This is a genomic window from Streptomyces mesophilus (assembly GCF_040300965.1).
Lineage (GTDB): Bacteria > Actinomycetota > Actinomycetes > Streptomycetales > Streptomycetaceae > Streptomyces > Streptomyces mesophilus_A.
The window spans coordinates 125426-143645 of the sequence record NZ_JBEPEW010000004.1; the positions used below are offsets into that span (position 1 = coordinate 125426).

The 18220-nt window shown below is 70.9% G+C and carries 16 protein-coding genes; 10 read left to right on the forward strand and 6 right to left on the reverse strand.

Annotation, left to right across the window (positions count from 1 at the left end; genetic code table 11):
* Nucleotides 1-75: 75 nt before the first annotated feature.
* Nucleotides 76-813, forward strand: a complete 738-nt coding sequence (locus tag ABT367_RS03080) for a DUF2470 domain-containing protein (protein ID WP_352248958.1) — start codon at nt 76-78, stop codon at nt 811-813.
* Between the two features lie 143 nt (nt 814-956).
* Nucleotides 957-2531, forward strand: a complete 1575-nt coding sequence (locus ABT367_RS03085) for an alpha/beta hydrolase (protein ID WP_352248960.1) — start codon at nt 957-959, stop codon at nt 2529-2531.
* A gap of 65 nt (nt 2532-2596) precedes the next feature.
* On the opposite strand, the gene hemQ is transcribed toward ABT367_RS03085, so the two are convergent.
* Both hemQ and hemG read right to left on the reverse strand, forming a co-directional pair.
* The gene (hemQ, locus tag ABT367_RS03090; protein WP_352248962.1) at nt 2597-3313 is read right to left on the reverse strand and encodes a hydrogen peroxide-dependent heme synthase; all 717 of its coding nucleotides are present in this window, start codon (nt 3311-3313) and stop codon (nt 2597-2599) included.
* Between the two features lie 4 nt (nt 3314-3317).
* Complete coding sequence (gene hemG / locus ABT367_RS03095; protein ID WP_352248964.1) at nt 3318-4817, reverse strand: protoporphyrinogen oxidase; 1500 nt, start codon at nt 4815-4817, stop codon at nt 3318-3320.
* Nucleotides 4818-4967: 150 nt separating this feature from the next.
* Here hemG and ABT367_RS03100 point away from each other — a divergent pair, with 150 nt between their 5' ends.
* From ABT367_RS03100 to ABT367_RS03120, 5 genes are all read left to right on the forward strand, one after another.
* Nucleotides 4968-6071: a DUF4349 domain-containing protein gene (locus tag ABT367_RS03100; protein ID WP_352248966.1), complete on the forward strand. Its 1104-nt coding sequence runs from the start codon at nt 4968-4970 to the stop codon at nt 6069-6071.
* A gap of 89 nt (nt 6072-6160) precedes the next feature.
* Nucleotides 6161-7459, forward strand: coding sequence for a hypothetical protein (locus ABT367_RS03105; protein WP_352248968.1), 1299 nt, complete (start codon nt 6161-6163; stop codon nt 7457-7459).
* A gap of 125 nt (nt 7460-7584) precedes the next feature.
* Nucleotides 7585-8238, forward strand: a complete 654-nt coding sequence (locus ABT367_RS03110; RefSeq protein WP_352248970.1) for a peptidoglycan DD-metalloendopeptidase family protein — start codon at nt 7585-7587, stop codon at nt 8236-8238.
* A gap of 140 nt (nt 8239-8378) precedes the next feature.
* Complete coding sequence (locus ABT367_RS03115; protein ID WP_352248972.1) at nt 8379-9134, forward strand: LysM peptidoglycan-binding domain-containing protein; 756 nt, start codon at nt 8379-8381, stop codon at nt 9132-9134.
* A gap of 29 nt (nt 9135-9163) precedes the next feature.
* A complete protein-coding gene (locus ABT367_RS03120; RefSeq protein ID WP_352248974.1) occupies nt 9164-10573 on the forward strand; it encodes an FAD-dependent oxidoreductase in 1410 nt (469 codons plus the stop codon).
* Here ABT367_RS03120 and ABT367_RS03125 read toward each other — a convergent pair.
* From ABT367_RS03125 to hemE, 4 genes are read right to left on the reverse strand one after another with little or no spacing between them, the layout of a single operon-like run.
* Entirely contained in the window at nt 10570-11526 is a 957-nt protein-coding gene (locus ABT367_RS03125; RefSeq protein WP_352248976.1) for a hypothetical protein, read from the reverse strand. The genes ABT367_RS03120 and ABT367_RS03125 overlap by 4 nt on opposite strands.
* On the reverse strand, nt 11523-12521 hold the full coding sequence (locus tag ABT367_RS03130; RefSeq protein WP_352248978.1) for a hypothetical protein: 999 nt from the start codon (nt 12519-12521) through the stop codon (nt 11523-11525). Before ABT367_RS03130 ends, ABT367_RS03125 begins: the two co-directional genes overlap by 4 nt.
* Nucleotides 12499-13998: a hypothetical protein gene (locus ABT367_RS03135; RefSeq protein WP_352248980.1), complete on the reverse strand. Its 1500-nt coding sequence runs from the start codon at nt 13996-13998 to the stop codon at nt 12499-12501. Before ABT367_RS03135 ends, ABT367_RS03130 begins: the two co-directional genes overlap by 23 nt.
* Nucleotides 13999-14051: 53 nt before the next feature.
* Nucleotides 14052-15116 carry a uroporphyrinogen decarboxylase gene (gene hemE / locus ABT367_RS03140; RefSeq protein ID WP_352248982.1) on the reverse strand — a complete coding sequence of 355 codons (1065 nt, stop codon included), beginning with the start codon at nt 15114-15116 and terminating at the stop codon, nt 14052-14054.
* Between the two features lie 91 nt (nt 15117-15207).
* On the opposite strand from hemE, the gene ABT367_RS03145 reads away from it, so the two are divergent.
* The 3 genes from ABT367_RS03145 (at nt 15208) to ABT367_RS03155 (ending at nt 18108) form a co-directional block, all read left to right on the forward strand.
* Nucleotides 15208-15867: a DUF3000 domain-containing protein gene (locus tag ABT367_RS03145; protein ID WP_352248984.1), complete on the forward strand. Its 660-nt coding sequence runs from the start codon at nt 15208-15210 to the stop codon at nt 15865-15867.
* A 207-nt stretch (nt 15868-16074) separates the two neighbouring features.
* Nucleotides 16075-16737 carry a helix-turn-helix transcriptional regulator gene (locus ABT367_RS03150; protein ID WP_052575743.1) on the forward strand — a complete coding sequence of 221 codons (663 nt, stop codon included), beginning with the start codon at nt 16075-16077 and terminating at the stop codon, nt 16735-16737.
* Nucleotides 16738-16818: 81 nt separating this feature from the next.
* Nucleotides 16819-18108, forward strand: coding sequence for a ribonuclease D (locus tag ABT367_RS03155; RefSeq protein WP_352248986.1), 1290 nt, complete (start codon nt 16819-16821; stop codon nt 18106-18108).
* Nucleotides 18109-18220 lie beyond the last annotated feature (112 nt).

Sequence of the window (18220 nt, forward strand, 5' to 3'; positions counted from 1 at the left end):
GAGGTTAGGTTAGGCATGCCTAAGTCACCAGGGACTGTGACTCGGGCGTCTCCACCTGCCTCCGGGAGAACACCCATGCCCCTTTTCCGCGCCCGCTCGCCTCAGCCGGACCCCGCCGAGCGCGTACGCACCCTCGAACCGACCCCGGCCGAGCGCGTCCGCACGCTTCTCGCCACCGCCACCTCCATGTCCGTGGTCACGGACGGCGGTTCGCAGGAGGTGCACCACCTCGACGGCGTGGACGCCAAGGGCCATGTCCACCTGCACGACCCCGCCGAGGCGGCGCTCCACCCGGAGGCTCAACGCACCCCGGTGCGCCTGGAGTTCACCGACATCGCGCCCACGGCGGTCCGTTCCCGGCTGCGCGCCCGCCTGACCGTGACGGGAATCCTGGAAGCGCCCTACGCCTCGCATTCCGCGGAGAGCTTCTGCATGGAGTACGGCCAGGCGCTGCTCGAGACGCCCCAGGGGCGCAGTTTCGTCACGCTGCAGGAGCTCCACGCCTGCGAGGTGGATCCGCTCGCCACCTGCGAGGCGGGCATGCTCACCCATCTCGTCGACGGACACAGTGAGCTCGTCCCGCTGCTCCTGCGCCTGGTACGCCCACACCCCAAGCCCGGCGTGCAGCGGGTGCTCCCGCTCGCCCTCGACCGCTACGGCATGACGCTCCGCCTGGAGTACGCGCGCACCCACACCGACGTACGGCTGCCGTTCCCCACCCCTGTCGACCACCCCGACCAGGTGCGGTCGCAGATCCACGCGCTCCTGGCGGCTGCCCGCCGCGCCTCGCACCGCAGCGGCCTGCCCGCCTGAGCGCAGGCGGCCGTCGCGACACCCCCGACGCGCAACGGGGTTGTTGCAGCGACACCGCCGCCTGAGGTGCTGGACAACCCCAACTCACCGCCGAAGTATCCCTTTCACCCCCAATGCCCCACCCGAAGGGATGCCGCAGCGCGATGAGAGCGCCTCTCCTGTACGGCCTCGCCGGCTCACTGGCCTTGACCGCTATGTCCGTCACCCCGGCGAGCGGCGCCCCCGCGGACCAGCCTCCCGCAGGGGCGCCCGAGATGCGGGGTGTCGCGCTCGCCGCGGAGCGCGCCGCCGCCGCCGGGATCAAGTTCGGCAAGTGCCCGACGATCGAGGGCCTGCCCGCGCCGATCCAGTGCGGCACGATGTTCGTGCCCCTGAACTACGCGCAGCCCGAGGGCCGTCAGCTCGAGCTGACCGTCAGCCGTGTGCCGGCCGCCGGCAAGAAGGACGAGCGGCAGGGTTCGCTGGTCTTCAACCCGGGTGGCCCGGGCGCCTCCGGGATGTACTTCCCGCTGGTCGGCTCGTTCCCCGAGTGGAAGAACATCGCGCGGGCCTACGACATGGTCGGCTACGCCCCGCGCGGCGTGGGCCGTTCCGCGCCGCTGTCCTGCCAGAACCCCAAGGACTTCGCGAAGGCCCCGACCCTGTCGCCCAGCCACCCGGACGCGACCTTCAAGAAGGAGCGGATCGCCCGCGCCAAGGCGTACGCACAGGGCTGCCTCAAGAACGCGGGCGAGGCGCTGCAGCACTACAACACCCTCAACAACGCCCGTGACCTGGATGTCCTGCGGGCCGCCCTCGGCGAGAAGAAGCTCAACTTCGTGGGCGCCTCGTACGGGACGTACTTCGGCGCCGTGTACGCGACGATGTTCCCCACCCACGTACGCCGCATGGTCTTCGACTCGGCGGTCAACCCGGCCCCGCACCAGATCTGGTACCGCAACAACCTGGAGCAGTCGCTCGCCTTCGAGCGCCGCTGGGCGGACTTCCGCGCCTGGGTCGCCAAGCACGACAAGACGTACAAGCTCGGCCGTACGCCCGCCGAGGTGCAGCGCAGCTACGACAAGGTGCGGGCGCAGATCGCCGCGAAGCCGGCCGGCGGCAAGGTCGGCACGGCCCAGCTGCAGGCCGCGTATCTCAAGGCCGGCTACTACGACGACTACTGGCCGCAGCGCGCCCACGCGCTGGCCGAGTATCTGCGCGGCAACGACAAGCCGCTGGTCGCCCAGGCCTCGAACCACCCGGAGGCCGCGGCCGAGGACGAGAACGGCAACGCGGTCTACACGGCCGTCGAGTGCAATGACGCCCCCTGGCCCACCGACTGGCGGGTCTGGGACCGCGACAACAGCCGCCTTGCCCGTATCGCCCCGTTCGAGACCTGGGACAACGCCTGGATGAACCTCCCGTGCGCCTACTGGCCCGCACCCCGGCAGCAGCCGGTGGACGTCCGGGTCGCCGAGGGTGCGCTGCCGCCCACCCTGATCATGGCGGCGGAGCGCGACGCGGCCACCCCGTACGAGGGCGCTCTCGAACTGCACCGCCGGCTGCCCGGCTCGGCTCTCGTCACCGAGCGCGAGGCCGGTACGCACGGCATCAGCGGCGGTCCGAACCCGTGCATCAACGGGCATATGGACGCGTACCTGATCAACGGACAGCTTCCGGTGCGGCGTGCGGCGTGCGCCCCGCACCCGGAGCCGAAGCCGATGGCCGCGCCCAAGTAGCCGTTCCCGCACGAAGGGGCCGCAGCCGGTGATCCGGCTGCGGCCCCTTCGTCTGCCGTGACCGCTTACGCGAGCGAGGCCACCAGCTCGGCGACGCTCTTGCGGCGCCCGGTGTAGAACGGCACCTCTTCGCGTACGTGCATACGGGCCTCGGACGCGCGCAGATGACGCATCAGGTCGACGATCCGGTACAGCTCGTCGGCCTCGAAGGCGAGCAGCCACTCGTAGTCGCCGAGCGAGAACGACGCGACGGTGTTGGCGCGCACGTCCGGGTAGCCGCGGGCCATCATGCCGTGGTCCTTGAGCATGCGGCGGCGGTCCTCGTCGGGCAGCAGGTACCAGTCGTAGGAGCGCACGAACGGGTAGACGCTCACATAGTTGCGGGGCGTCTCGTCGGCCAGGAAGGCCGGGATGTGCGACTTGTTGAACTCGGCGGGGCGGTGCAGCGCCATGTTCGACCAGACCGGCTCCATGGCGCGGCCCAACTTGGTGCGGCGGAAGAGGTTGTACGCCTCCTGCAGCTGGTCGGCGGTCTCCGCGTGCCACCAGATCATGAGGTCGGCGTCGGCGCGCAGACCGGACACGTCGTAGGTGCCGCGCACGGTCACGTCCTTGGCGGCGAGCTGGTCGAACAGCTCCTGCACCTCGTCCGCGTAACCACCGCGGTCCTCGGGGAGCACATCGCGCAGCTTGAAGACGGACCACAGCGTGTAGCGGATGACCTCGTTGAGGTCCTTGGCCTTCTTGCCGGCGTTCGGGATCTTCTCAGGGGCGTCACTCATGAGGCTATTCTCCCGCCCCGCCGAAGATGGTTTCGCCCAGGGGGGTCCGGGGGTGTCCCCCGGGAAGATGCAGCACCATCAGCTGACCAGTGTGGTCCGTGACCTGCTCGGCGGCGATGCGGGCGCTCGCGATCACGGCCGGGATGCCGACACCGTCGTACGCGGCTCCGCAGACGGCGAGGCCCTGGAGCGGGGCGAGCTGCTCGCGGATCCTCGCCACCCGTGCCTGGTGGCCGACGGGGTACTGGGGCAGCCCGTCGTTCCAGCGCGTGACCCGGGTGGCGACGGGCTGGGCGGCGATCCCGACGGCGGCCTTGAGGTCCTGCTGCGAGATCTCGACGAGCTCGTCGTCCGCGCGCTGCAGGATCTCGGTCTCGCCGTGCCGGCCGACGGAGGTCCGTACGGCCACGAGCTCAGGGTTCTCCTCGGCGGTCCAGGCCCACTTCTGGGCGGCGAACGTGGCCGCCTTGATGCGATGGCCGTCGACGGGCGGGACGAGGAAACCGCTGCCCGCGGGCAGCTCGATCTCGCTGCGGCGGTAGAGCAGCGTGGTCAGCGCCATGGAGGCGTACTCGACGGTGCGCAGCTCGGCGGCGGCAGCCGGGGCGTGGGCCTCGAGGAGCCGGGCCGCGTGCGGGGCGGGCAGCGCGAGGACCACGGCGTCCGCTCGCATGATGTCGTCCGCGGTGCGGACCCTCCAGCCGCCGTCGCCGTCGCGGGAGAGGCCGGTCACCGGGGTGCCCAGGTGGATCACCCCGCCTCGCGCCCGCACCGACTCCGCGACAGCGAGCGGCAGTTGGCCGACCCCGCCCTCGATGCCCATGAAGACCGGCCCGGTCTGCTGACGCGCGGCCGCCCGGTCCTGCAGCTCGCGCACCCCGTCGAGGAGCGAGCCGCCCGCCCGTGCCACCTCGTACAGCTGAGGTACGGCCATCCGCAGCGACAGCCGGTAGGAGTCCCCGGCGTAGACGCCGCCCAGCAGCGGTTCGACGAGGCGGTCCACCACCTCGCGCCCGACCCGCGCCGCCACGTACGCACCGACCGCGATGTCCTCGTCGAACTCGGTGGGCGGCAGCTCGCGATCCCGCCCGATCCGCGCGAGACCTTCTTCGGAGACCACCCCGGCCAGGGAGGCCGCATCGGCCGGTACGCCCATCACATGGCCCTTGGGCATGGGCCGCAGCGTCCCCCGGGTCCACAGCGACGCGCTCGCCGAGGCCGGCGCCCGCAGGCGCTCACCGAGGCCGACCTCGCGCGCCAGCGTGACCGCCTCCGGGCGGCGCGCGAGCATCGACTCGGCACCCAGGTCCACCCGTACACCCTCGATCTCACCGGCGTGCAGCTTGCCGCCGAGCCGCTCGGACGCCTCGAAGACCGTCACGCGCGCCCCGCGCTGCAGCAGATGGTGCGCCGCGGCGAGTCCCGCGATGCCGCCGCCGATCACGGCCACGCGTCCGGCGTGTCCACTGTGTTCAGGTTCCGTACGGGTGTCCGTTTCGCGCATGCTCCCACCCTCTCAGATCCCCTACGGGGCCCCGCACCGCCCCATTCGCGTCCGGAACGTGACCGCTTCGGAATCGTCCGTCACCAAACGTTTCCCCGACTCTTGGCGTCGAAGGACCAACAGCCACCGGACCTTGGGGGGTTACGTCGGATGCGTGCAGTGTGGAGGAACAGAAGGCGGGGCACGGCACTGGCCGCGCTGCTGCTGAGCGTGGCGTTGGCGGGGGCGGGGTGCAGTGCGTCCGCCGACGGGGACAAGGGCGGCGACTCGAACCACGGCGTCGCCGGACCCAAGGAAGGCGGTCAGAAGGCCGACAGCGGGGCGGCCGGCAGCGAGAACGGGCTCGACTCGGGCAGCGGCTCCAAGTCCGATGACCAGCAGGCCGAGAACCCCAAGCTCGCCCAGCACATCATCCGCACCGCCACCCTGCGGGTGCGGGTCGAGAACGTGCCGTCCGCCCTGGACAAGGTGCGCACGGCCGCCGCCGACGCCGGCGGGATCATCGGCAGCGAGACGACGGACCGCGACGGCAAGGGCAGGGAGCGCTCGCGGATCGTGCTGCGCGTCCCGCAGGAGCAGTACGGAGCGGTGATCGAGGCCCTGGAGGGCACCGGCAAGGTGCTCGAGCGCAATGACAAGGCCGAGGACGTCACCGAGCAGGTCGTGGACGTGGACAGCCGGATCAAGACGCAGCAGGCGAGCGTCGCGCGGATCCGCGATCTGATGGACAAGGCGACCAAGCTGAGCGATGTGGTCACGCTGGAAGGCGAGTTGAGCACCCGCCAGGCGGACCTGGAGTCGCTGCTCGCCCAGCAGGCCTCGCTGAAGGACCGCACGAGCCTCGCCACGATCACGCTGCACCTGAACGAGACCGGCGAGAAGCCCGAGCCCAAGGAGAAGGACGACGACCCCGGCTTCCTCGACGCACTGTCGGGCGGCTGGAACGCGCTGGTGACCGTGGTCAAGTGGATCGTGATCGTGGTCCTCGCGATCGCCCCGTGGGCGGCGGCGCTCCTTGTCCTGTTCCTGCTGTGGCGCCTGTTCGGCTCCCGGATCCCGCGCCGTGAGCGGGAGCCCGCGGTCCGGCCGTGGACGCCCGCGACGGCCACGGCCGGCGGCTCGGCACTCGGGGGCGGCTCGCGGCCCGGCCCCGATACCGCCCGCGGCTCGCGGCCCGACCCGGATACGGAGGGCGAAACGCCTGCTCAGCCCCCGTCCACTCCTCCCAAACCGCCGACGGGACCGGACTCCTGATGTCACCCGTTCGGCCCCGCAGCAAGTGAGAGCGGGACCCCTGCCGCCCAAGCTGGCAGGAGTCCCGCCCCCGCTGCCGTGAGGTGCCGATGCCGCCTGCCACCCGTACTCCCCGCAGAGTGGTCCTCGCCGTCACGGCAGGTGTCCTGCTGGTGATCGCGGCCGTCGCGGCGAGCGGTATCGGCAATCCCCTGCACGACTTCAGCCCGTACCAGGGCCGCGCCGCGGTGACGGTGGTCTGCGCCGTCCTGGGCCTCTCGATCATCGCGGCCCTGCTCCTCCATCCCTCCCCCGCCCGCCCCCGCCGGCTCGGCTGGATGGCCGCGGTGGTGAGCGCCCTCTGCGCCCTCGCGACCATGTTCATCTGGGTCGCGGTCGGCACGGGCCACTCGCTCGACAAGGCACCGGGCAAGCGCGTGACCACGGCCGCGCAGACCAAGGCGCTGCTCGACGCCCACGGGTACGGCGAGCGGACCCCGGTCCGTACCGGCGTGATGATCGAGACCCTCGAGTTCACCGGCGCCAACAACGTCAGGGTCACCGGTTTCCTCTGGCAGCACCTGCCCGCGGGAGAGGACGTGACCAGGCCGAACGTGGAGTTCCCCGACGCCATCGACGGTGGTGTGGGCGACGAGTTCTACCGGGACAAGACCCCTGAGGGCCAAGTGATCGGCTGGCGTCTGAAGGTCTCGATGCGCGAGGCCTTCGACTACACGCACTACCCCCTGGACAACCAGGCGGTGTGGCTGGTGATGTGGCCGCGCGACGCCGGCACCGTACTCGTGCCCGACTTCTCCGCGTACCCGCCCTGGAACGAGGACGAGAAGTTCGGCGTCTACCCCGGGCTCGTCGGCGGTGACTGGAACACGCAGTTCTCGACGTGGAGCCTGACCGAGGGTCAGGAGCGCACCAACTACGGCAGGCCGACCCACTCCATCGACGGCCAGGACGCCGAACTGACCTTCTCCATGGGTGTGGGACGGCAGTATCTGAGCCCGCTGCTCAACCGGCTCGTCCCGCTGATCGTGATCGCGCTCCTGGTCTTCGGATCGCTCTTCGTGATCACCACCGATTCCGACCGGCGAAGTCTGTCCGGCTTCACGACCTGGGCCGTCATCGGTTTCTGCGGCTCGATGATGCTGGTGGTCTCCGTACAGCACAGCTCCTTGCGCTCGGAGACCGCCTCCGGCGGAGTCGTGTACGCCGAGTACTTCTACTTCATCCTCTATCTGGTGATCGGCCTGGTCGCCCTGAACGCCATCGAGCACACCGCGAACAAACGGGTCCCGGTGGTCGACTGGCGCGGGAACGCCGCCGCGCGCCTTCTGTACTGGCCGGTCGTCACCGTACTGCTGCTGATCGCGACCGTCTTCGGGCTGCTGTTGTAGCCGGCCGGACAGTCCCCTCCCGCCCGGGGGCCGAAGCCCTTTCCAGGCTATCGGCGCCCACTGACAACACCCGCGACAACGCCCGCCGCTCGAACGAACCGAACCGAACCGAGAGGACGCAGAAGATGAGCTCCTGGACCATGCCGGTCGGCAAAGGCCGGGTCACCGCGAAGTACAAGCAGCCCGGCGGCTGGGCGGCCGGCTTCCACACGGGCGTCGACTTCGGCTGCCCGACCGGCACCCCCGTGAACTCCGTGGGCCCCGGCACGGTGGTCGTCGCCGGTGATCAAGGTGCGTACGGCAACTGCGTCGTCGTGCAGATGTCCGATGGCCGTTTCACGCTGTACGCGCATCTCAGCACCATCGACGTGAAGGCCGGACAAGGCGTGGCGGGCGGGCAGCGGCTCGGGCTCTCGGGTGCGACCGGCAATGTGACCGGACCGCATCTGCACTTCGAGGCCCGGACCGCGAACCACTACAACGGCCACACCGACCCGCTGGCGTATCTCGCGAGCCACGGTGTCGCGAAGGCGGGCGGCGCGAAGAAGTCGACGGCCAAGAAGGCCACGGCCAAGAAGACGACTGCCCGCAAGACCACCGCGAAGAAGGCCGCGCCCCGCGGCGCCACGTACACCGTGAAGGCCGGCGACACCCTCGGCGCGATCGCGCAGTCGAAGCTGGGCAACGCGGGCCGCTACCCCGAGATCGCCAAGCTCAACGGCATCCCGAACCCGGACCACATCACGGTGGGCCAGAAGCTGAAGCTCCCGCCGAAGTAGCGCCTGAAGCACCCGCCGAAGTAGCGCGTCCTGAAGCACCCGCGCAAGCAGCCCGTCCTGAAGCACCCGCCCAAGCAGCCCATCCTGAAGCACCCGCCCAAGCAGCGCGTCCTGAAGCACCCCGTATCCAGGAGGACTTGGTGGCCGATCCGCTCAGCGCCGACGCCTTTCTCGCCGCGCTCAAGGGCGAGGGGGTCAAGGTCGTCGAGTACGACGGCTGGCGCACACGGAACCGTAACCACAAGGGCAAGTGGGGCCCGGTGAACGGCGTGATGGTGCATCACACCGTCACCCGCGGCACCGACGCCACCGTGAAGCTCTGCGTGGAAGGGCACGGCGATCTGCCGGGCCCGCTGTGCCACGCGGTGATCGCCAAGGACGGAACGGTCCATGTGATCGGCTACGGACGCGCCAACCACGCGGGGCTCGGCGACCCGGCCGTCCTCGACGCGGTGATCGCGGAGGGCCCGCTGCCGAAGGTGAACGAGGCGTCCAAGGACGGCAATCGGCACTTCTACGGCTTCGAGTGCGAGAACCTGGGCGACGGCAAGGACCCCTGGCCGGCCGCGCAGGTGGACGCGGTCGTACGGGTCTGTGCCGCGCTGTGCCGGGCGCACGGCTGGGGCACCACCGGCATGACCTCGGTGATCGGGCACTCCGAGTGGCAGCCCGGCAAGATCGACCCCAAGGGCCCGGGCACCTCGATGGACTCCTTCCGCAAGTCCGTGGCCGCCCGCCTCAGCGCCCCGCCCACGTTCACGGTCCGCGCGGGCGACACCCTGGGCTGGATCGCGGAGGCATACGGCACCTCCGTGGACGAACTGCGCCGCCTGAACCCGGACATCAAGGACCCGGACAAGCTGTCGGTGGGCCAAACCGTGAGCCTCCCGAGCTAGTTGTCCCAGCCCCGACGTAGCGTGAACGCATGAGCGAACGACTGGTGATCATCGGTGGCGACGCCGCGGGGATGTCCGCGGCGTCACAGGCACGCAGACTGAAGGGTCCGGACGAGCTGGAGATCGTGGCCTTCGAGCGCGGCCACTTCACGTCCTATTCGGCCTGCGGCATCCCGTACTGGGTCGGCGGTGACGTCGACGAGCGCGACGAGCTGATCGCGCGCAGCCCCGAGGAGCACCGCGAGCGCGATATCGATCTGCGGATGCGCACCGAGGTCGTCCGGATCGACGTCGACGAACAGCGGGTCCTGGCACGGGACTTGGAGCCCGACGGCTCCGGCGGCTCCGGCGGCTCCGACAGCTCCGGTGCGGAGTACTGGACCTCGTACGACAAACTCGTGATCGCCACCGGCGCCCGCCCGGTCCGCCCACCGCTCGCGGGCATCGACGCCCCCGGTGTGCACGGCGTGCAGACCCTCGACGACGGCCAGTCCCTGCTCGACACCCTGCGGCGGACCGAGGGCCGGCGGGCGGTCGTGGTCGGCGCGGGCTATATCGGCGTCGAGATGGCCGAGGCGATGATGAACCGCGGCTACGAGGTCACGGTGGTCAACCGCGGCAAGCAGCCGATGTCCACCCTCGACCCCGACATGGGCCGCCTCGTCGGCGAGGCGATGGCGGGGATGGACATCCGGATGGTGAACGACGCGGAGGTCACCAAGATCCTCACCGGAGAGGACGGCCGGGTCCGCGCGGTCGCGACCGAGGACGGCGAGTACCCGGCCGACGTGGTGATCCTGGGCATCGGCGTACGCCCGGAGACCGAACTCGCCCGCGAGGCGGGCCTGCCCGTGGGCACGCACGGCGGTCTGCTCACGGACCGGGCGATGCGCGTACGCGGGCACGACAACATCTGGGCGGGTGGCGACTGCGTCGAGGTGCTCGACCTGGTCTCGGGCAGCGAACGCCATATCGCCCTCGGCACCCATGCCAACAAGCACGGCCAGGTCATCGGCTCGAACGCGGGCGGCGGTTACGCCACCTTCCCCGGTGTGGTCGGCACTGCGGTCAGCAAGGTGTGCGAGCTGGAGATCGCGCGTACGGGACTGCGCGAGAAGGACGCGCAGGCCGCCGGTCTGCAGTACGTGACGACCACCATCGAGTCGACGAGCCGCGCGGGCTACTACCCGGGCGCGGCCCTGATGACCGTGAAGATGATCGCCGAACGCCGCACCGGCCGCCTCCTGGGCGTCCAGATCGTCGGCCGCGAAGGCGCCGGCAAACGCGTCGACATCGCCGCGGTCGCCCTCACGGCCGGCATGACGGTCGAGCAGATGGTCTCCCTCGACCTCGGCTACGCCCCGCCGTTCTCGCCGGTCTGGGACCCGGTCCTGGTGGCGGCCCGCAAGGCGGTGACGGCGGTACGCAAGGCGGGCTAGCCCGCGCTTTCAGGGTCCGGCTCCGCGCGCATCTCCCGGAGCCGGGCCAGCGAGTCCCGTGCCACGGAGGCCGTGAAGCGGGGGCACAGCAGCGGAGCCAGGGGCGGCGGGTTCTTCACACCGGGTCCATGCCGCTCGTAGACTCCGCGGCCGCCGGGGCTGCTGAGGTGAACTCCCAGACGGACGGCGTCGGTTGCCCAACGCGGCAGGGCGGGGTGTTCGTCGTGGGAGCACGCGGGGTCCCCGAGCGCGGCGAGCACCGTCCCGAACCCCCGCACCAGGGCGTCGTACGCCTCGTCGGAGCTCTCGGCGGTCCCGGACCACCAGGTCAGCGCGGCGGCCGTGATCACCTGACCCGCGCGGTCCTCACCCCGCGCCCGCTCCACATCCCGCCCTACGCAGGCGACTTCCCAGCCGATGTCCGTACCCGCCTGCGGATAGCCCTCCAGGACCGCGGTGAGCGAATCTATGACGCGCCGGTCCGAGAACGGCAGCAACGGCGGGGCGTCCGGAGCCGAGCCGGGTTCCAGCGCGCCCAGGATCATGGCCGCGAACGCGTCGACGGTACGCGGGCAGACCCAGACGTCCTTCTCGTAGTTCTCCACCCATTCCAGGCTGTCGTCGGCCAGCATCCGCAGCACGTCCGGGATCCAGTCGACGAGATCCACCCACTGCTCGTCGAACGGGTGCTCCTCGTGAGCACAGTCCGCAACCGACGTCGCCCGCCGCACCGCACGTGCCGCGCCCGCCACCACCTGTGGCACATCCCCACCGGCCAGTTCGGTGTGCGGCAGCATCAACACCTGCCCGAACACCCACTGGTACACCCGCTCGCCCCCGGGCGCCGCCGTCATCTCGCGGGCGCATTCGAGGGCCAGCCGGTCCTGCTCGTCCATGGGCAGGAGGTCCTGCGCGGTCTCGCTCCAGGCCTGCACCAACTCGTCATACGTCATGGGGTGTTCCTCAGTCGTCGCAGGGAGTCCTCGGCCGTGGCGGCGACAAAAGCGGGGCACAAGGCGGTGTCCAGCTCGATCGCCCATTCCTCGGGCCACTTCTCGTACGCGGCACGCCCCCGCGCACTGGCCAGGTGCATGCCCACCGACAGGGTCTCGGTGGTGTCCTGCGGCAGTTCGGGGTGCACCTCATGGCCGCAGGGACCGGCGTCGAGCAGGCCGAGTGCGCGCTCGAATCCCTCCGTGAGCGTGTCGAGGAGCTCCTGGATGTCCACGGTGCCGTCCGCCTCGACCTCGGCGTACCAGGCGAGGGCGGTCGCCACGAAGACCCGTCCGGCCAGATCCTCGCGGTCCGCCTCCCGCAGGGCGGAGGCCGCCGAGGTCAGATCCCAGGCGATGTCGTAGGTCCTGCCGAGCGGGTAACCCTCCATGATCGCCGTGAGCCCGTCCAGTTCGTACCGGTCCTCGAACGGCAGGAACGGCGGTACGTCATCGACGGATCCGGGCCTGAGCGACGCCATCACCACACGCGCGTAGCCCGCGGTGTTACGCGGGCACAGCCACTGCTCGCGCGGCAGGGGCACCACCCACGCCACCGGTTCGCCGCCGCCGAGGTCCCGCAGGATCTCCGCGAAGCTCCACTGGTCCGCCGCCAAGTCACCCTCGTACGGATGCTCCTGGTGCCCGCAGGGCTCGTCCCGCAGCGCCCGGTCGACTGCCTGCGCCGCGCCGAACGCCGCCTCGCGCACCCCTTCGCCCGGGCCGCCCGCCGCCAGGAACGGGAGCGCGAGGACCAGCCCCGTCGTCCACCGGTACGCGAGTGCTCCGCCCGGGTCGGCGGCCAGTTCGCGCGCGCACTGCAGGACGAGCCGGTCATATTCCGGAGGGACCTGGTCGACGAACTCCCTCATCTCGTCCCAGGCCTCGATCAGTTCGTCCGCAGACCCCGAGGCGGCGCCCTCGGACCCCGGTTCACCGGAGGACGGATGCGTCATCGCCGTCCTCCTCGTCCATCGCCTCGTACCGCTCGTCCATCTCCTCGACCGGCTCCCGCGCCCGGTCGGCGAGCAGCCGCGGGCAGGCCCACACGGCGGCGGGGTACGCATCGTCCGGTGCGGCGAACTCCCCTGGTGCGTAAAGGTGGTCGAGATGAGGCTTCATCCGCTCACGCCGGTACGCGTTGTCGTGCAGGCCGGAGTCCGGATGGCCGTCACCGTGCGGACAGTCGCGGTCCAGGGGCTCCTCGTCCAGGGTCCGCAGCAACGCCCGCACTTCGCGCCCGACGCCGTAGGGCAGGTCGAAGACCGAGGCGCACCACAGGGCGATGTGCAGCAGGACGAGCCGTTCGTGCGGGTCGGTGGCGGTCGCGTGCCGGCGGGCGGCCCACAGGCCCGCGTCGCCGGCCGTACCGGGATCCGCGAGGTCGTCCTCCGCGAGGATGACGCGGGTCAGAGCGTCGATGGCGAGCCGTCCGTCGGGCCGTACGAACTCGGCGTCCAGAGCGCCGGTGTCCCGCTCACCGAACAACTCGGCGTGACGCGGCCGCAGTTGCCCCAGCGCATCCTCGGCCAGCTCCCGCAGAAAACCCGGGCAGACCCACAACTCGCCCTCGCCCTCGTCGAGCGCGTTCTCCACGAGATGCGCCCGTCCGCCCGGAGTCCGCACATGGCAGGCGATCTCGGCCTCGGTCTCGTAGTAGAGCTCCTCGAGGTCCGGATGCCCGCCCTCGGCGTGCGGACAGACGCCACCGGTGTACGCGAGCATCTCCAGCGCCTTCTCCAGGCCCTCGATCATCGCGTCGAAGACCGGCCGGACCCCGATGCGGTGGTGGACGTACGGGGCGGACACATGCTGGGTGATGACGTATCCGGCGAGCACTCCCCTGTTGCTGCCCGCGTGCGGCGCACCGGCGTTGCACTCGATCGTGAAAGCGGGATCGCCGTACGGGTAGTCGTTCAGGAAGTCGAGCAGATCCTTCACGTCCTGCTCGTGGTCCTCGGACACGGCGACGGGTATCCCGGGCACCGAGAACGGCGCGATCACATCGGCGGCCACCCGCGCCACGCCCGCGACATTGCTCGGACACAAGTCGGCTTCCCCACGGGGGATTTCGGGACTCTCACCGATCAGATACCAGCCACTCGGCCCGTCGTTCCCACCGAGCTCGGCCAGCTCCTCCTCGTACGGATGCGTCGCGTGCCCGCACTCCTGCCCACCCCACGCTTCCGCGGCGGCGACCAGTGCCTCGACGGCGGCGCGTGCGGTCGCCGGCTCGGGGCGCCACGCGAGATAGCCGGTCATCTCCGCGAGCCCGGCCACCCACACGTGCGCCGCCTCACCCCCGGGGTCGGCGGCGAGACGGCGTACGCAGTCGAGCACGAGCGGCTCGGCCACATCCCGTTCGGTGGTGGCACGCACGTGCCGCCACCGCTCGTACAACGCGGCCGTCCGGGCATCGGGTATCACGATCATGCCCGGTACGACGTAAGGCGAGTCCCTTGAGGTTCCTGGGACTTCAGAGGTGTCTAGCGCGCGGTCTGCGTGTGCACGTACTCGACGAGCCGCGTCAGCGCGTCCGGGTCGGTCGTCGGCAGCACACCGTGGCCCAGGTTGAAGATGTGGCCTTCGAGTCCGGCCGCGGCGTCGAGCACCTGACGGGTGCGGGTCTCGACTGCCTCGGTGGTGGAGAAGAGCACCGCCGGGTCCAGGTTGCCCTGAAGCGCCTTGCCGGGACCGACGCGTCGCGCCGCCTCGTCCAGCGGCACCCGCCAGTCGACACCGACGACGTCCGCGCCGGCCTCGCCGAGCAGCCCGAGCAGCTCGCCCGTGCCGACACCGAAGTGGATACGCGGCACACCGTACGAGGCGACCGCGTCGAAGACCTTCGAGGAGGCCGGCATCACCTGGGCGCGGTAGTCGGCGGGCGACAGCGCGCCGACCCACGAGTCGAAGAGCTGCACGGCGCTCGCGCCGGCCTCGATCTGCACCTTCAGGAAGGCGCCGGTGATCTCGGCGAGCCGGTCGAGCAGATCGGCCCACAGCTGCGGGTCCCCGTACATCAGGGCCTTGGTGTTCTCGTGGTTGCGGGACGGGCCGCCCTCGACGAGATAGCTGGCGAGCGTGAACGGGGCACCGGCGAAACCGATGAGCGGCGTCTCGCCGAGCTCCTCGGTCAGCATCCCGATCGCCTCGGTCACGTACGTGACGTCCTCGGGCGTCAGGTCCCGCAGCCGCGCCAGGTCCGCACGCGTACGGATCGGCTGCTCGACGACGGGGCCCACGCCGGGCTTGATGTCGAGGTCGATGCCGATCGCCTTGAGCGGGACGACGATGTCACTGAAGTAGATCGCCGCGTCCACATTGTGCCGCCGCACGGGCTGCATCGTGATCTCGGTGACGAGCTCCGGCATCATGCACGACTCGAGCATCGCGGTGCCCTCGCGCACCTTGCGGTACTCGGGGAGTGAGCGCCCGGCCTGGCGCATGAACCACACGGGCGTATGCGGTACGGCCTCACGACGGCACGCCTTCATGAAGGCGGAATCGTACGTCTTGCTCTGCTGGCCCCTGGGGCTGTCCATGGCACTCACACCGGAAAGTCTCCCATGTGCCGTGAAGTGCCCGGCCCGGCCCGAGTGTCCCTGACCGCACGCGGGCCCCGTTCCCCTTAACCTTCCCCGCATGGCTGCGGCTCAGGGACGACTGTCGGAGGGTGCTGAAGGGATGGACAGTACGGAGGGGAACGCGGCGCATGCCCTGCCGCTCCCGTTCCGCGCGGCCACGGACGCACTGCGTGGAGCGCGGCTGCGGCCGGAGATCGAGGTCGAGCAGGTACGTGCGCCGAAGAAGCTGGCCCCGTACGCGTACGCGCTGGAGGCCGCCGTCGTCGACGACGGCAACGACCTGGCGGACGGCCGTCTCGTCCTCCTCCACGACCCTTCGGGCCACGACGCCTGGCAGGGCACCTTCCGCCTGGTGACGCTCGTGCGTGCGGAACTGGAACCCGAGATGGCCGCGGACCCCCTGCTGCCGGAGGTCTGCTGGTCCTGGCTGACGGGCGCCCTGCAGGCCAGAGGCCTCTCCTACGGCGAACCCAGCGGCACCGTCACCCGGGCCGGCTCCCACTACTTCGGCGGTCTCGCCGAGCGCGCCCCGGCCTCCCAGATCGAGATCCGGGCCTCCTGGACCCCGCGCGAAGGCATGGGCGGCGTCCCCGACACGGCCTCCCATCTGATCGCCTGGTGCGACCTGCTGTGCCAGATCGCGGGCCTGCCCCCGACGAGCACTCCGGACGCCTCCGTGGTGTCACTGCCGCAGCGCCGGGGCCCGCAGACGCCCTGATACGCCCCCTCGCACCTGCACCGTTCTGTTCTCACGGGCTGGTTTGGTCCCCGATTTCCGCGGACCAAACCAGCCCGTTTCACTAATTCGTGATCATTCGCTAAAGCCGAACGGCAACCGTGCCGAAGACCATCGTGACCCTGAAAGCACGGTTCGCCCGGCTTCTTCCCCGCAGCCGGCTCCCCCGTCCCGCACCCAGGAGGCCTGGTGTCCGTTCTCCTCGAGCAGCCCGCAAGCCTGGTCGCCTACCGCCCGAACAAGCCGACCGCCATGGTCGTCGTGGCGGACCCGCGCGTCCGATCCACCGTCACCCGTCACCTCTGGGCGCTCGGAGTACGCGACGTCATCGAGGCGTCCTCGATCGCCGAGGCCCGTCCCCGCATCGGCAACCCGCGCGACATCTGCGTCGCCGATGTCCATCTGCCCGACGGTTCGGGCCTGACCCTTCTTTCCGAAACCCGCGCCGCGGGCTGGCCGAACGGCCTGGCCCTGTCGGCGGCCGATGACATCGGCGCCGTTCGCAACGCCCTCGCCGGCGGTGTGAAGGGCTATGTCGTCACCGGCACCCGCACCAACATCGGTCTGCCCACGCGCCACGGCGCCGCCCAGATCGGTGCCGCCGCCTCCCGGATGCACCGGCGCCCGCCGGGCGCCCCGAGCCACCCGGGCGGCTACCGCGAACTGTCCGGCCGTGAGGTCGAAGTCCTGCGGCTTGTGGCGGAGGGCCAGTCCAACAAGGCGATCGGCGTCTCGATGGGCCTGTCCGCGCTGACCGTGAAGAGCCACCTCGCACGCATCGCCCGCAAGCTCGGCACGGGTGACCGCGCCGGGATGGTCGCGGTCGCTCTGCGTACCGGAATCATCCACTGATCCCTGTTCCACATGGTTCACGCGCCCGTCGACGGAACGTTCCGTCGACGGGCGCTGTTCATACACAGATACCCTTAACAAGTGACCGACGCCCAAGAGACCGCAGCAGACAGCTCACTGCGAACCACCGGAGGCGGCCCTCCGGACGACGTCGCTCTTGATGAAGCGTCGCCGACCCCCCTGCTCGAACCACGTGACGGCATCCCGCCGGTGATCGCCGACGCCGCCTCGCTCGCCGAGGTGGTCTCCGCTTTCGCCGCCGGCACCGGCCCCGTCGCGGTCGACGCGGAGCGCGCCTCCGGCTACCGCTACGGACAGCGCGCCTACCTCGTGCAGCTGCGCCGTGCGGGCGCGGGATCCGCCCTGATCGACCCCGTGGCCTGCCCCGATCTGTCGGGGCTCGGCGAGGCGATCGCGGATGCCGAGTGGGTCCTGCACGCCGCCACCCAGGATCTGCCGTGCCTGCGCGAGATAGGCATGATCCCCGAGCGCATCTTCGACACCGAGCTGGCCGGACGCCTCGCGGGCTTCCCGCGCGTCGGGCTCGGCGCGATGGTCGAATCGGTGCTCGGCTACGTACTGGAGAAGGGGCACTCCGCCGTCGACTGGTCGACACGGCCGCTGCCCGAGCCGTGGCTGCGCTATGCCGCGCTCGATGTCGAGCTGCTCGTGGATCTGCGCGACGCCCTGGAGAAGGAGCTCGACCGGCAGGGCAAGCTCGACTGGGCGCATCAGGAGTTCGACGCGATCGCCTCGGCTCCGCCGCCGGAGCCCCGCAAGGACCCGTGGCGCCGGACGTCCGGGATGCACAAGGTGCGCAAGCGCCGGCAGCTGGCGGTGGTGCGTGAGCTGTGGAACGCGCGGGACCGGATCGCGCAGCGGCGCGATGTCTCGCCCGGCAAGGTGCTCAGTGACACCGCCATCGTGGAGGCCGCGCTCGCGCTGCCGCCCAATGTGCACGCGCTCAGCTCGCTGACGGGCTTCGGGCACCGGATGGGGCGGCGTCAGCTGGAGCAGTGGCAGGGGGCGGTCGACCGGGCCAAGGCGCTGCCGGATGTGGAACTTCCGCAGCCCGGGCAGCCGCATGCCGGGCCTCCGCCGCCGCGGTCGTGGGCCGACCGGGATCCGGTGGCCGCGGCTCGTCTCACGGCGGCGCGGGCGGCGGTGATGGCGCTGGCCGAACAGCTCAACATGCCGCAGGAGAACCTGATCACTCCGGACACGGTCCGGCGGCTGTGCTGGGAGCCGCCGGCGACGCCCGACGCTCAGTCGGTGGCCGCCGTGCTCAGCTCGTACGGGGCTCGGGCCTGGCAGGTCGAGCAGGTGACGCCGGTGCTGGTGGCGGCGCTTTCGGCGAAGGCGCCCTCCTAGCTTTACGCAGCGGTGCCCCCACATGGTGGCGTGGCTCGCCGGGTCGAAGACCTTCACCTCGCCGCTGCGCTGGGCGTAGTAGACCTTGCCGTCCTTGGCGACGTCGAGCTCC